Here is a 14347-nt window from a genome sequence, read left to right on the forward strand (position 1 = left end):
CCCGGCCGCAGAAGCGGCCGGGGCCCTGTGAAGAGACTGTTGTCTGTACTCACGAACCCGTGGGCACGGAGTCAGTCGCCTCCGTCCACAGATCCTGCTCGGCGCGATCCGCCTGGATCTGGCGGTACACGAGGAGCCCGCCGATGGCGGCCAGTGCGACCAGGAGAAGCTTCTTCACCGCGCGACCTCGTCTTTCTTGACGTAAGGGACCTCTTGGCGCCCGACTATACACACCGACCGATACCGATCGGTGACCTGGATCCACCCCAACTCCCGCCCCGGACACAGCAGTCGAATCGGGCTTCGCCGCCCCTTTGGCTCCTCACGGCCCGCCGAGGGTTTTGCCGCTCCTGACCTCACCCGGCCCCCTCCCGGGCCCCTCAGGGGCCCTTTGCGGCCATCCGGGTGGTGTTCATCTGAACATCGACGCGCCACGAGCGTCGGTCCCCCACTCTCGGCCCCGCATACACATGATGAGGAAAGTACGCAAATCGCCCAACCCGAAAGTGAGACGCCATGACCGGCACCAAGGCCATGAAGCTGTGGACCACGCTCATCACCGCCTTCCTCGCACTCTTCGCCACGCTTGGGTTCACGACGACGGCAGCGGCGGCCACGCCGGTACAGCGGGCCACGGAAACGTGCGAGAGCGCGCCGACCATGACGGCACCACTGGCGGCCTACTGGGCAGCGGCGTACGAACGGTCCTTGCCGCCCACGATGAAGCAGCGCATCCGCGCGGAGGCACACGGATCATCCCCCAGCTGCCGCCAGCTCCCCAGTGACGACACGGAGACGGCCGTCGAGGCCGAGGCCCATCCGGGCGGGCTCGCCGCGGAGCCGTAGTCACGGCCCGGCCGACTCGGCCGTTGTCCCCCAGGGGCCTCTCAGACACAAAGAAGACCCCCAGCCGATACAGGCTGGGGGTCTTCTTCTTGTCTGTGGGGCTAACAGGATTTGAACCTGTGGCCTCATCCTTATCAGGGATGCGCTCTAACCAACTGAGCTATAGCCCCGCCGCGCTGCGGTATGTCCCGCGCGCTGACCTCTGAAGATTAGCGCACGTGCGGGCCAGTCCCAAAATCGATACCTCCGCAGGGACCGGACGGGCCGTGCGGGACCGGATCAGCCGGGAAGAAGCGGTCGGGGAGACGCCGGGGAGACACGGCCGGGAAGAAGAAACAGGGCCCCACCCTGAACGGGCGAGACCCTGGACTACGTAGACCTAAGTAAGAGCGGAAGAGCGGAAGGGAGGAAGAGCTGAAGAGCTGAAGCGAGCAGGAGTAAGTACTACTCGTCTTCGGCCAGCGTCAGCTCGACGCCGCCCACGAAGCCCGCGGAGAGGTTGTAGATGAAGGCGCCGAGCGTCGCGAGCGCCGTGGCGAGGACCACGTCGATGACCGCGATGATCGTCGTGAACATCAGGACGCGCGGCAGCGACAGGAAGGACTGCAGGTCGAATCCGTTGGACTCGTTCGAGCCCGTCGCCTCCGAGATCGTGCCGCCCACCGTCGAGAAGACGCCCATGGCGTCCATGACCATCCACAGCACGGAAGCCGCGACGATCGTGCAGATGCCGAGTGCGATGGAGAGCAGGAAGCTGACCTTCATCACCGACCACGGGTCGGCCTTGGCCACCCGCAGCCGCGCCTTGCGCGTACGGGGCGTCGTGCGTGCCCCGGTCCGCGGCCTGCGCACGGAACCCGTTTGGGACCCCTGCTGATAGGCCTGCGGCGGGTGGTACGCCTGGCCGCCCTGCTGCTGGGACTGCTGGGGCTGCCGCTCTCCGGGCAGCGCTCCTGTGGCCCCCTGGGTCCCTTGGGTGCCGCCTTCGTAGGACCCGCCGTACTGCGCTGACTGAGCCGACTGCGGCCCTCGGGTGTCGGTCACGGTTCCCCCCTGGGATCCACGGGACTCATGCGAGTCTTGAGAATCAGTGGCGGAGCCACGGACACCGTCTGTACCGGCGGCTTGGCCGGTTCCACTCGCCCCGGCGCCCGTGGCTCCACTCACGATGACTCTCTCCTCGCGCTACTCGGCCGTGGACTCCGTGCCCTCGTCCGTACCGACGACCGGCTCACCGTCGGCCGATTCGTCGACGACGATGTCACCGTCGACTTCCTCTGCCTCGCGCCCGGCCTCGGCGTTACGAGCGATACCGACCACGGCATCGCGCTTGCCCAGGTTGATCAGTTGGACGCCCATGGTGTCACGGCCTGTCTCCCTGACCTCGTTGACTCGCGTACGAATCACACCGCCGCCCAGGGTGATGGCGAGGATCTCGTCGGTCTCCTCCGTCACCAGCGCGCCCACGAGTTCGCCGCGGTCCTCCACGATCTTGGCAGCCTTGATGCCGAGGCCGCCACGGCCCTGGACGCGGTACTCGTCGACATTGGTGCGCTTGGCGTACCCACCGTCGGTTGCGGTGAAGACGAAAGTACCCGGCCTGACGACATTCATCGAGAGCAGTTCGTCGCCACCGCGGAAACTCATGCCCTTAACACCCGATGTCGCGCGGCCCATGGGACGCAGCGCATCGTCTGTTGCGGTGAACCTGATCGACTGCGCCTTCTTACTGATGAGCAGCAGATCGTCCTCGGACGAGACGAGCTCGGCGCCGATCAGCTCGTCGTCCTTGCCGTCGTCCGTCTCGCGGAGGTTGATGGCGATGACGCCACCGGCGCGCGGCGAGTCGTAGTCCTTGAGCGGGGTCTTCTTCACGAGGCCGCCCTTGGTGGCGAGCACCAGGTAGGGCACCGCTTCGTAGTCACGGATCGCGAGGATCTCGGCGATCTTCTCGTCCGGCTGGAAGGCGAGCAGGTTCGCCACGTGCTGGCCGCGGGCGTCGCGGCCGGCGTCGGGCAGTTCGTACGCCTTCGCGCGGTAGACCCGGCCCTTGTTGGTGAAGAACAGCAGCCAGTGGTGGGTCGTCGACACGAAGAAGTGGTCGACGATGTCGTCTTCCTTCAGCTTCGTACCGCGGACGCCCTTGCCGCCGCGCTTCTGGGAGCGGTAATCCACCGTCTTCGTACGCTTGACGTAACCGCCGCGCGTGATCGTGACGACGATGTCGTCCTCGGCGATCAGGTCCTCCATGGACATGTCGCCGTCGAAGGGCACGAGCGCCGAGCGACGGTCCTCGCCGAACTTGTCGACGATCGCCGCGAGCTCCTCGCTGATGATCTGGCGCTGCCGCTCGGGCGAGGCCAGGATCGCGTTGTACTCGTTGATCTTCGCCTGCAGTTCGTCGTGCTCGGCGACGATCTTCTGGCGCTCCAGGGCGGCCAGGCGGCGCAGCTGCATCTCGAGGATGGCGTTGGCCTGGATCTCGTCGATCGAGAGAAGGCCCATCAGGCCCTCTCGCGCGACGTCGACCGTCTGGCTGGCCCGGATGAGCGCGATGACCTCGTCGATCGCGTCCAGGGCCTTCAGCAGGCCGCGCAGGATGTGGGCCCGCTCCTCGGCCTTGCGCAGCCGGTACTTCGTCCGCCGGACGATGACCTCGACCTGGTGCGTCACCCAGTGGCGGATGAAGGCGTCCAGGGAGAGGGTGCGCGGCACGCCGTCGACCAGGGCCAGCATGTTGGCGCTGAAGTTCGACTGCAGGTCGGTGTGCTTGTAGAGGTTGTTCAGTACGACCTTGGCGACCGCGTCCCTCTTCAGGACGACGACGAGGCGCTGGCCCGTGCGCGAGGACGTCTCGTCGCGGACGTCGGCGATGCCGCCGACCCTGCCGTCCTTGACCAGGTCGGCGATCTTCTGCGCGAGGTTGTCGGGGTTGGTCTGGTAGGGGAGCTCGGTGACCACCAGGCACTGGCGGTTCTGGATCTCCTCGACCGCGATGACCGCGCGCATCGTGATGGAGCCACGGCCCGTGCGGTACGCCTCTTCGATGCCCTTGCGGCCCACTACTAGTGCGCCGGTGGGGAAATCGGGGCCCTTGATGCGCTCGATCAGCGCGTCGAGCAGCTCCTCGTGCGAGGCGTCCGGGTGCTCGAGAGCCCACTGCGCGCCCTCCGCGACCTCGCGGAGGTTGTGCGGCGGGATGTTCGTGGCCATGCCGACCGCGATGCCCGCCGAGCCGTTGATCAGCAGGTTCGGGAAGCGCGCCGGCAGGACCGTCGGCTCCTGGTTACGGCCGTCGTAGTTGTCCGTGAAGTCGACGGTCTCCTCGTCGATGTCACGGACCATCTCCATGGCCAGCGGCGCCATCTTGCACTCGGTGTACCGCATGGCGGCGGCCGGGTCGTTGCCCGGAGAGCCGAAGTTGCCGTTGGAGTCCACCAGGGGCATCCGCATCGACCACGGCTGGGCCAGGCGGACCAGGGCGTCGTAGATCGAGGAGTCGCCGTGCGGGTGGTAGGTGCCCATGACGTCGCCGACGACGCGGGCGCACTTGTAGAAGCCCTTCTCGGGGCGGTATCCGCCGTCGTACATCGCGTACAGGACGCGGCGGTGGACGGGCTTCAGACCGTCCCGCACGTCGGGCAGCGCACGCGACACGATGACGGACATCGCGTAGTCGAGGTAGGAGCGCTGCATCTCCGTCTCGAGCCCGACGGGCTCGACACGCATGCCCACGCCGGGAACGACGGGCTCCTCTTCGGGCATCACGGGGGTGTTCTCGTCGGCCATTGCTGGTCAAAGTCCTTTCGAGGTGCGGCTTGTACGGCCGACTCAGATGTCGAGGAAGCGGACGTCCTTGGCGTTGCGCTGGATGAACGAGCGCCGCGCCTCGACGTCCTCTCCCATCAGCACCGAGAAGAGGTCGTCGGCCTGCGCCGCGTCGTCCAGGGTGACCTGGCCGAGCACGCGGTGGTCCTGGTCCATCGTCGTGATGCGCAGTTCCTCGGCGTTCATCTCACCGAGACCCTTGAAGCGCTGGACCGAGTCGTCCCTGAAGCGCTTGCCGGCCTGACGGCCGAGCTCGACCAGCGCGTCGCGCTCGCGGTCCGAGTACGCGTACTGGAAGTCGTCCCGGCTCCACTTGATCTTGTAGAGCGGCGGGCGCGACAGGTAGACGTGGCCGGACTCGACGAGCGGCCGCATGAAGCGGAACAGGAACGTCAGGAGCAGGGTGTTGATGTGCTGACCGTCGACGTCGGCGTCCGCCATCAAGATGATCTTGTGATAGCGGAGCTTCTCGATGTCGAAGTCCTCGTGCACACCCGTGCCGAAGGCCGAGATGAGGGCCTGGACTTCCTGGTTCTGCAGGATCTTGTCGATCCGTGCCTTCTCGACGTTCAGGATCTTGCCTCGGATGGGCAGGATCGCCTGGTACATCGGGTTTCGGCCGGACTTCGCCGAACCACCGGCGGAGTCACCCTCGACGATGAAGATCTCGCACTTCGTCGGGTCGTTCGACTGGCAGTCGCTGAGCTTTCCGGGCAGGGAAGCCGATTCGAGCAGGCCCTTGCGACGGGTCAGGTCGCGCGCCTTACGGGCGGCGACACGGGCCGTGGCGGCCTGGATGCCCTTGCGGATGATGTCCGCGGCCTCGTTCGGATTGCGGTCGAACCAGTCCGTGAGGTGCTCGTGCACGACCTTCTGTACGAAGGTCTTCGCCTCGGTGTTGCCCAGCTTGGTCTTGGTCTGGCCCTCGAACTGCGGCTCGCCCAGCTTCACCGAGATGATGGCCGTCAGACCCTCGCGGATGTCCTCGCCCGTGAGGTTGTCGTCCTTCTCGCGCAGCAGCTTCTTCTCGCGCGCGTACCGGTTGACCAGGCCCGTCAGCGCGGCCCTGAAGCCCTCCTCGTGCGTACCGCCCTCATGCGTGTGGATCGTGTTCGCGAAGGAGTAGACACCTTCGGTGTACTGCGAGTTCCACTGCATGGCGATCTCGGCCGAGAGCATGCGCTCCTTGTCCTCGGCCTCGACGTCGATGACGGTCGGGTGGATCATCTCTCCCTTACGGGAGTTGAGGTACTTCACGAAGTCGACGATGCCGCCTTCGTAGTAGTACGTCACCGTGCGCGCCTCGTCGACGGCGTCGTCCTTCGCCTCGACCGAGTCCGCACCCGCCGTCGCCTTCGCCGAATCGCGCTCATCAGTGAGTTTGATGGTCAAACCCTTGTTGAGGAACGCCATCTCCTGGAAGCGCCGTGCCAGCGTCTCGAAGGAGTACTCGGTCGTCTCGAAGACGTCCGGGTCGGCCCAGAAAGTGACCGTGGTGCCCGTGTCCTCGACCGGCTCGTGCTTGGCCAGCGGGGCCGTCGGCACACCCAGCTTGTAGTCCTGGGTCCAGCGGTAGCCGTCGGTCCTGATGTCGACGGCGAGCTTCGTCGACAGGGCGTTCACGACGGAGACACCGACGCCGTGCAGACCACCGGAGACCGCGTATCCGCCGCCGCCGAATTTGCCGCCCGCGTGCAGCACGGTGAGCACGACCTCGACGGCAGGCTTCTTCTCGACGGGGTGGATGCCCACCGGGATGCCTCGGCCGTTGTCGATGACGCGCACGCCACCGTCGGCGAGGATCGTGACGTCGATGGTGTCCGCGTGCCCGGCGAGGGCTTCGTCGACGGAGTTGTCGACAACCTCTTGCACGAGGTGGTGCAGGCCACGCTCACCGGTCGACCCGATGTACATGCCAGGCCGCTTGCGGACCGCGTCCAGACCCTCGAGGACGGTGATCGCACTGGCGTCGTACAAGGCTGTGACCTCGCCGTTCTCGCCAGCGACGGTAGACGGGATGTTCTCGTTGGGGTTGCCGGAATCGGCCACGAAGCGCCCTTTCTGGCACAGCACAAGCCAAGCACCCGGCGGTGGCCGGAGCGGCTGCGTCGTTCAGCGATAGTCAGCGTTTTTCGGTGCGTCCCACAAGTGGGGCGGGATTAGCTTCCAGTCTACCGGTAGCGCCGACAGTGATGGGGGTTTGCCGGTACCTGAGTCCGCATGTGCCGTCCTGAACCGGCCTCATCCGACTCCCCATATGCGGCCCGGGGCCCTAAGAGGCTCACAGCGGCACTCAGCGCCTCGGAGTGTCAACCCCGAGCTACTGCCCGGTACGGGCTCATCCGTAGGTGTCGCCGGGGCCCGTGCTGCCCGGGGCACGCAAGGGTCCGAAGCGGCGCGCGGGGCCCCCGGGACCAAGGACTTTGATGAGGCGCACGGTGCCGTGACCAAGGTCCTCGTTGAGGCGCGCGACCAGTTGCGGGGCCAGGAGGCGCAGGTTCGTCGCCCAGGCCGTGGAGTCGCACTGGACGGTCAGGATCCGCTCGTTCTCGTCGTACCGCTGCGGGACGCAGTGGTTGGCCAGATCCTCGCCGACGATCTGCGGCCAGCGGCCCATCACTCCGCCGACGGCGGCCGGCGTCTCCCAGCCCCGCTCGGTGATCAAGCGGTTGATCGCGGAGCCGAGCGGCTGCGGGTCACGCCCGTCGGCGCGCGCACCGGAGCGAAGACCGCCCCTGCGGGCCTGCTTCTTCTGCTGCGCGGCGTCGCCACGCGCGCGTGCCTGCTCCTTGGCGGCCCGGAGGGCGACACGGGCGAGGTCGACGCCGGAGGGCTCGGGCACCTTCGGCGCGTCCTTGGCCGAGTCCTGCGGGGTGTCCTTGGAGGGCTCTTCGGCGCTCATGCGTGCTCCTGGCTCAGGCGCGTCGTCATACGCGCTCCACAGCGCCGTCCGACACGGCGAACCGCGCCCCGGCGAGCACGCCCGGCACGTCGTCGTCCACCGCGGCGGTCACCAGGACCTGCTCGCCCGGCGCCACCAGCTCCGCGAGGCGCTCCCTGCGGCGCGCGTCGAGCTCCGCGAACACGTCGTCCAGGACGAGCACCGGTTCGTTCCCCTCGCCGCGCAGCAGGTCGTACGAGGCCAGGCGCAGCGCCAGGGCGTACGACCAGGACTCGCCGTGGCTCGCGTACCCCTTCGCGGGGAGCTGGCCGAGGCGCAGGAGCAGGTCGTCGCGGTGCGGCCCGACCAGCGTCACGCCCCGCTCGATCTCCTGCTTGCGCGCCTCTTCGAGAGCGGCGATCAACTGCTCGTACAGAACTTCGCGCGTGTGGCCCTCGCCCGGCGCCGACGGCTTGTAGTCGAGCGTTACGGGCCCGCCGCCGGGTGCCAGCTGCTCGTACGCCTTGTCGGCGAGCGGCTGCAGCGCGGCGATCAGGTCGAGCCGCTGCGCGAGCAGTTCGGCGCCCACCCTCGCGAGGTGCTGGTCCCAGACGTCGAGCGTGGACAGGTCCATGGAGCGCCCACCGTGCCGCCGCGCCAGGGCCGCGGACTTCAGGAGGGTGTTGCGCTGCTTCAGCACGCGGTCGTAATCGGAGCGCACACCCGCCATGCGGGGGGAGCGCGCCGTGATCAGCTCGTCGAGGAAGCGCCGACGCTCACCGGGGTCGCCCTTGATCAGCGCCAGGTCCTCGGGCGCGAAAAGGACCGTACGGACGATCCCGAGCACATCACGGGGCCTGACCTGCGAAGACCTGTTGATGCGGGCGCGATTGGCCTTGCCCGGATTGAGTTCGAGCTCGATCAGCTGCTGGCGTTCGCCTTGCTGGACCGCGGCCCGGATGACGGCGCGCTCGGCGTCCATGCGCACCAGCGGGGCGTCCGACGAGACCCGGTGGCTGCCGAGCGTGGCGAGATAGCCGACGGCCTCCACGAGGTTTGTCTTGCCCTGGCCGTTCGGGCCCACGAACGCGGTGACGCCCGGATCGAGAGGGACCTCGACCCGGGCGTACGAGCGGAAGTCGGCCAGCGACAGATGCGTGACGTGCATGGTGTGCGCCGACCTCCCCCGGCCTACTTCACTTGCGATAGACCTGCACGGTTTCCCGCACAGGCTGTGGATCAGTTCTCGCTCTTGGACTCGACGGCGTGGCCGCCGAACTGGTTGCGCAGCGCCGCGATCATCTTCATCTGCGGGGAATCGTCCTGCCGCGAGGCGAAGCGGGCGAAGAGCGAAGCCGTGATCGCGGGCAGCGGCACGGAGTTGTCGATGGCGGCTTCCACCGTCCACCGGCCCTCGCCGGAGTCGGCGGCGAAGCCACGCAGCTTCCCCAGGTGCTCGTCGTCGTCCAGGGCGTTGACCGCCAGGTCGAGCAGCCAGGAACGGATGACCGTGCCCTCCTGCCAGGAGCGGAAGACCTCGCGCACGTCCGTGACCGAGTCGACCTTCTCCAAGAGCTCCCAGCCCTCGGCGTAGGCCTGCATCATGGCGTACTCGATGCCGTTGTGAACCATCTTCGAGAAGTGGCCCGCGCCGACCTTGCCGGCGTGCACGGAACCGAAGTCGCCCTCGGGCTTGAGGGCGTCGAAGATCGGCTGGACCTTTGCGATGTTCTCGGCGTCGCCGCCGTACATCAGCGCGTAGCCGTTCTTCAGGCCCCAGACGCCTCCGGAGACGCCGCAGTCCACGAAGCCGATGCCCTTGGCAGCGAGCTCCTCGGCGTGCTTCTCGTCGTCCGTCCAGCGGGAGTTTCCGCCGTCCACGACGACGTCACCCGGCTGAAGCAGCTCACCGAGCTCGTCGACGGTGGACTGGGTCGCGGCTCCGGCCGGAACCATCACCCAGATGACACGCGGGCCCTTGAGCTTGCCCACAAGCTCTTCGAGGCTGGGGACGTCCGCGACGTCCTGGTTGCGGTCGTATCCGATGACGGTGTGGCCTGCGCGGCGGATGCGCTCGCGCATGTTGCCGCCCATCTTGCCGAGGCCGACGAGACCGAGCTCCATCAGTGGTTCCTTAAGTAGCGATGTGGCGTGGAGGCACCTTCGTACCCGCGTCCGAGCCTACGCCCGGACGCACGCTCACACCTGTGGGCTCAGCCGCTCAGACGTACCGGCATGATCAGGTACTTGTACGCCTCGTCGGCCTCGGCGTCCACGGCCGGCCTGCCGCTCAGGAGCGCGGGCTTCGTCGACGTCGTGAACGACAGCTGAGCGACCGGGGAGTCGATCGCGCTCAGGCCGTCGAGCAGGAACGTCGGGTTGAAGGCGATCGAGACGTCGTCGCCGTCGAGCTGGGCGTCGACCCTCTCCACAGCCTGTGCGTCGTCGCTGGAACCGGCCTCCAGGATCAGCACGCCCTGCTCGAAGCTGAGCCGGACCGGAGTGTTCCGCTCGGCCACCAGGGCCACGCGCTTCACGGCCTCGACGAACGGGGCGGTCTCGATGACCGCGATCGAGTTGAACTCCGTGGGGAAGAGCGTTTTGTACTTCGGAAGGTCGCCCTCGAGGAGACGGGTGGTCGTACGCCGACCTGCGCCCTCGAAGCCGATCAGACCCTCACCGGCACCGGATCCTGACAGCGCCAGGGTGACCGTGTCGCCGCTCGTGAGCGCCTTGGCGGTGTCCAGGAGCGTCTTGGCGGGCACCAGGGCCACCGCGGAGGCCTCGGGGTCCTCCGGCTTCCACAGGAACTCGCGGACCGCGAAGCGGTAGCGGTCGGTGGAGGCCAGGGTGACCGTGTCGCCCTCGATCTCGATGCGTACGCCGGTCAGGACGGGCAGCGTGTCGTCACGGCCCGCGGCGATGGCCACCTGGGAGGCGGCCGATGCGAAGACCTCACCGGGGACCGTGCCGGTCGCGGTGGGCATCTGCGGCAGCGCGGGGTACTCCTCCACAGGAAGCGTGTGGAGTGTGAATCGCGAGGAGCCGCAGACCACCGTGGCCCGCACACCGTCTGTGGAGATCTCCACCGGACGGTTGGGCAGGGCCCGGCAGATGTCGGCGAGCAGGCGACCGGAGACGAGGACCGTGCCCTCTTCGTCGATCTCCGCGTCGACGGAGACACGCGCCGAGACCTCGTAGTCGAAGCTCGACAGGCTCAGTGCGCCTTCCTCGGCCTTCAGCAGCAGGCCCGCCAGGACAGGTGCCGGAGGCCGGGCCGGGAGACTGCGCGCCGCCCACGCCACCGCCTCTGCGAGTACGTCGCGTTCCACCCGGATCTTCACTTAGCCGCCCTCCTGCTGTTGCTGGCACTGGGGACCAGTCTGACGCACCGCACTGACAGCGGGTGCCCGTCGGGGTCAAGTCGTGACGAGCCGCGTCGGAGGTCCGGAGCGAGAGTTGTGCACAGGCCCCTCTTCCAAGCCAATTCCCCGGTAACTCTAAGTGGGAGTAGTAGTAGGGGCTGTGGAAACCGTGGATAACCGTGTTTTCGCAGGTCAGTGCCGGTTTTTTATCCACCGAGCCTGTGGGCGGAGGCGGTGGACAACCGGTGGTTTCTGTGGACGGGCGAAAGTTCTGCACACCCGGTGCACAGGCAAGGGGTACTTCTCCCCAGCGTCGTCCCCAGCTTTACCCACCTTCCCCACAGGCCAACCGACCACCTTGGTGTGACGCCTTTCACTCGGCACGGTGACGGGGCGCGTTGCGTTGCCGAACAGTGGACAGCGGTGTGGAGAAGCTGGGGAAAGCTGGGGACAACAGGCTCGAGCCTGTGGGTCGGCGGTGGACAAGTTCATGCACACCCTGTGGACGAGATTTTCATCCACAGCCTGTGGAAAGTCTTCGTCCACGAATCCACAACCACCTGACCTGGCTTGATGATCCCTCAGCAGCGTCCCCTGTGGACATCATCTGGACAACTTCCCGGTCCCCAGGGTGTGGAAGGAAAAAAGAGCACAGATCTGTGGAGAACAGGCCTCTCAGCTGGGGAAATCGAACAGTGGAGAGGGCCGGACGGGGTCCACGCGCGCGTGCGCAACGGCAAAGGGCGCCCCGGAAGTTGTCCCGGAGCGCCCTTCAGAGGCGTGTCAGCGATGTGTCCGCGCGGCTCTCAGTGGCTCTCAGCACATCTGTAGATGCGTCTGCCGTGCGTCTGTCAGCCGTTCTTGATGCGGTTGGTGAGCTCGGTGACCTGGTTGTAGATCGAGCGCCGCTCCGCCATCAGGGCGCGGATCTTGCGGTCGGCGTGCATGACCGTCGTGTGGTCGCGGCCGCCGAACTGCGCGCCGATCTTGGGCAGGGAGAGGTCCGTCAGCTCGCGGCAGAGGTACATCGCGATCTGGCGGGCCGTCACCAGGACGCGGCTGCGCGAGGACCCGCAGAGGTCGTCCACCGTGAGGCCGAAGTAGTCCGCCGTCGCGGCCATGATCGCCGGAGCCGTGATCTCCGGGGCCGCGTCCTCGCCGCCGGGGATCAGATCCTTCAGGACGATCTCTGTCAGACCCAGGTCCACCGGCTGCCGATTGAGCGAGGCGAAAGCCGTGACCCGGATCAGCGCGCCCTCGAGCTCACGGATGTTGCGTGAGATGCGGGACGCGATGAACTCCAGGACCTCCGGCGGGGCGTTCAGCTGCTCCTGCACCGCCTTCTTACGAAGGATGGCGATACGCGTCTCGAGCTCCGGCGGCTGGACGTCGGTGATCAGTCCCCACTCGAAGCGGTTGCGCAGCCGGTCCTCCAGGGTCACCAGCTGCTTGGGCGGCCGGTCGCTGGAGAGCACGATCTGCTTGTTCGCGTTGTGGAGCGTGTTGAAGGTGTGGAAGAACTCCTCCTGCGTCGACTCCTTGCTCGCGAGGAACTGGATGTCGTCGACGAGCAGGATGTCCATCTCGCGGTACCGCTTGCGGAAGGTGTCGCCCTTGCCGTCGCGGATGGAGTTGATGAACTCGTTCGTGAACTCCTCGGAGCTCACGTAGCGCACGCGCGTGCCGGGATAGAGGCTGCGGGCGTAGTGCCCGATCGCGTGCAGAAGGTGCGTTTTGCCGAGGCCCGACTCTCCGTAGATGAAGAGGGGGTTGTACGCCTTGGCTGGCGCCTCCGCGACGGCGACGGCCGCCGCGTGCGCGAAACGGTTCGACGCACCGATCACAAAGGTGTCGAAGAGGTACTTCGGGTTGAGGCGCGCGGTGGGCTCGCCGGGTGCCGACGCCGGGGCCGGCTGCGCGGCAAGGGGTCCGGGCGCGCCGCTGCCGTGGACTCCGTGGCCGTTGCCGTGGACGCCGCCCCGGGGATTGGGGTGCCCGCCGGAGCCGGGGGACTGCTCGTGCCGATCACGCCGGTCGTGGCGATCTTGCTGGTCCTGCCGGTCGTGGCGGTCCTGGCGGTGCTGTTCGTACGGAGAGTGCGGGGAGTGCCCCTGCGGCGGCTGCGACCGGTAGTCGTGCTGGGGCTGCTGGGGGCTCGCGTACGGATCGCGCTCGGGGAAGCCGAGCCGCTGCTGTTGCCAGCCGTAGTCGTCCTGCTGCTGGGGCGGCTGCTGCTGCGGCCAGGCGCCGGGCCCGGGGCGCTGGTAGTCGGGGTACGCGGGGCGGGCGGTCGGCAGCTGGTCGGGCCCGCGGCCCGAGGAGTGCTCGTCCGGGGCGCGGCGGCCGTAACCGTCGTACGCATCATGCCCCTGACCAGGGCCCGGGTGCTGCTCAGGCTCTTCGTAACGCTGCTGCTGGCCGGTCTGTTGCTGGAGGGGCTGCTGCTGAAGGGGCGGCGCCGGCGGGCCCATAGGTTCGCCGACCGAGTCGTCCACCGTGATGGCGATACGGATCGGGCGGCCGCACTCGCGGCTCAGCGATTCGCTGACGATGGGGGCAAGACGGCCTTCGAGTACGCCCTTGGCGAACTCGTTCGGTACGGCCAGCAGCGCGGTGTCGGCCACCAGCGCCAGTGGCTGGCAGCGCTTGATCCAACGCTCGTCCTTCGCATCGACTCCGTGCCCCCGCCCCTCACCCAGCAGCTGCTCCAGAACTCGTGGCCACACTGCGGCAAGATCGGCAGGTACGTCAGCCACAAGGCACGCTCTCTCATGGGGTCCCACGAAGGTGTGGTTCTTGGGACGGAATATCGGGATGGGCAGGGAGAAGGGAATGAATCGGAGTTTGGCCACGGTAGTCAGGGCAACGGCTGCGGTTCAAGTTGTTGTCCACAGGCTGTGCACAGTGTCTCTCCCTGACGGTCGGTTTGACCGGATGGCGTAGCCCCGCGTACCGTGACCAGGTCGAGTTGTCGATGGCTGCTGCCGCCTGCCTCCGATGGGCAAAGATCACGATCTGTGATTGTGAAGCGGTGCACTCGGTGCGTATTCGCGAGCTTCTCGTGGGCGCACGGTGACAGCCAGGCGATGTCCCGCCACCACACAATCATTTCTGGAGCCCCCGAGTGAGCAAGCGCACCTTCCAGCCGAACAACCGTCGCCGCGCCAAGACCCACGGCTTCCGCCTGCGGATGCGTACCCGTGCCGGCCGCGCGATCCTCGCGAACCGTCGTGGCAAGGGTCGCGCCGAACTTTCCGCTTAATCGCATTAGGTCATGACGTCGTGCTGCCTACCGAGCATCGGCTGAGGCGGCGCGAAGACTTCGCGACCGCGGTACGCCGAGGGCGACGGGCCGGACGCCCGCTTCTCGTCGTCCATCTACGTAGCGGTGCAACGGACCCGCACGCGTCGGGGGAGAGCTCTCCCC

General features: G+C 67.3%; 12 protein-coding genes and 1 tRNA gene. 3 read left to right on the top strand and 10 right to left on the bottom strand.

The annotated features are described in order from the left end of the window. Positions 1–49: 49 nt before the first annotated feature. The gene (locus tag ACFQ7F_RS41245) at positions 50–178 is read right to left on the bottom strand and encodes a DLW-39 family protein (protein WP_003999697.1); all 129 of its coding nucleotides are present in this window, start codon (positions 176–178) and stop codon (positions 50–52) included. Between the two features lie 338 nt (positions 179–516). Here ACFQ7F_RS41245 and ACFQ7F_RS41250 point away from each other — a divergent pair, with 338 nt between their 5' ends. Continuing rightward, a complete protein-coding gene (locus ACFQ7F_RS41250) occupies positions 517–846 on the top strand; it encodes a DUF6344 domain-containing protein (RefSeq protein ID WP_383283060.1) in 330 nt (109 codons plus the stop codon). Positions 847–942: 96 nt separating this feature from the next. Here ACFQ7F_RS41250 and ACFQ7F_RS41255 read toward each other — a convergent pair. The 9 genes from ACFQ7F_RS41255 to dnaA form a co-directional block, all read right to left on the bottom strand. Then, positions 943–1016 (bottom strand) — tRNA-Ile (locus ACFQ7F_RS41255). Between the two features lie 274 nt (positions 1017–1290). Then, positions 1291–2013 (bottom strand): DUF3566 domain-containing protein, encoded by a 723-nt coding sequence (locus tag ACFQ7F_RS41260; RefSeq protein WP_383283063.1) that lies wholly within the window; start codon positions 2011–2013, stop codon positions 1291–1293. A gap of 18 nt (positions 2014–2031) precedes the next feature. Beyond that, positions 2032–4635, bottom strand: coding sequence for a DNA gyrase subunit A (gene gyrA / locus ACFQ7F_RS41265; RefSeq protein WP_383283066.1), 2604 nt, complete (start codon positions 4633–4635; stop codon positions 2032–2034). Between the two features lie 42 nt (positions 4636–4677). Continuing rightward, positions 4678–6747 carry a DNA topoisomerase (ATP-hydrolyzing) subunit B gene (gene gyrB, locus ACFQ7F_RS41270; RefSeq protein WP_383283069.1) on the bottom strand — a complete coding sequence of 690 codons (2070 nt, stop codon included), beginning with the start codon at positions 6745–6747 and terminating at the stop codon, positions 4678–4680. A gap of 265 nt (positions 6748–7012) precedes the next feature. After that, entirely contained in the window at positions 7013–7576 is a 564-nt protein-coding gene (locus ACFQ7F_RS41275) for a DUF721 domain-containing protein (RefSeq protein ID WP_383283072.1), read from the bottom strand. A 25-nt stretch (positions 7577–7601) separates the two neighbouring features. Next, positions 7602–8723, bottom strand: coding sequence for a DNA replication/repair protein RecF (gene recF / locus ACFQ7F_RS41280; RefSeq protein ID WP_383283075.1), 1122 nt, complete (start codon positions 8721–8723; stop codon positions 7602–7604). A gap of 71 nt (positions 8724–8794) precedes the next feature. Next, complete coding sequence (gnd, locus tag ACFQ7F_RS41285) at positions 8795–9679, bottom strand: phosphogluconate dehydrogenase (NAD(+)-dependent, decarboxylating) (protein WP_383283078.1); 885 nt, start codon at positions 9677–9679, stop codon at positions 8795–8797. 89 nt (positions 9680–9768) lie between these two features. Next, the gene (gene dnaN, locus ACFQ7F_RS41290; protein ID WP_383283081.1) at positions 9769–10899 is read right to left on the bottom strand and encodes a DNA polymerase III subunit beta; all 1131 of its coding nucleotides are present in this window, start codon (positions 10897–10899) and stop codon (positions 9769–9771) included. An 872-nt stretch (positions 10900–11771) separates the two neighbouring features. Further along, positions 11772–13676 carry a chromosomal replication initiator protein DnaA gene (dnaA, locus tag ACFQ7F_RS41295; protein ID WP_383283084.1) on the bottom strand — a complete coding sequence of 635 codons (1905 nt, stop codon included), beginning with the start codon at positions 13674–13676 and terminating at the stop codon, positions 11772–11774. Positions 13677–14044: 368 nt separating this feature from the next. On the opposite strand from dnaA, the gene rpmH reads away from it, so the two are divergent. Next, complete coding sequence (gene rpmH / locus ACFQ7F_RS41300) at positions 14045–14182, top strand: 50S ribosomal protein L34 (protein ID WP_100597229.1); 138 nt, start codon at positions 14045–14047, stop codon at positions 14180–14182. Between the two features lie 20 nt (positions 14183–14202). Then, positions 14203–14347: ribonuclease P protein component (locus ACFQ7F_RS41305; RefSeq protein ID WP_383283087.1), on the top strand; the 145-nt coding region annotated here is incomplete at its 3' end.

Origin of the sequence: Streptomyces sp. NPDC056486 (assembly GCF_042795295.1) — a bacterium.
Classification (GTDB): Bacteria; Actinomycetota; Actinomycetes; order Streptomycetales; family Streptomycetaceae; genus Streptomyces.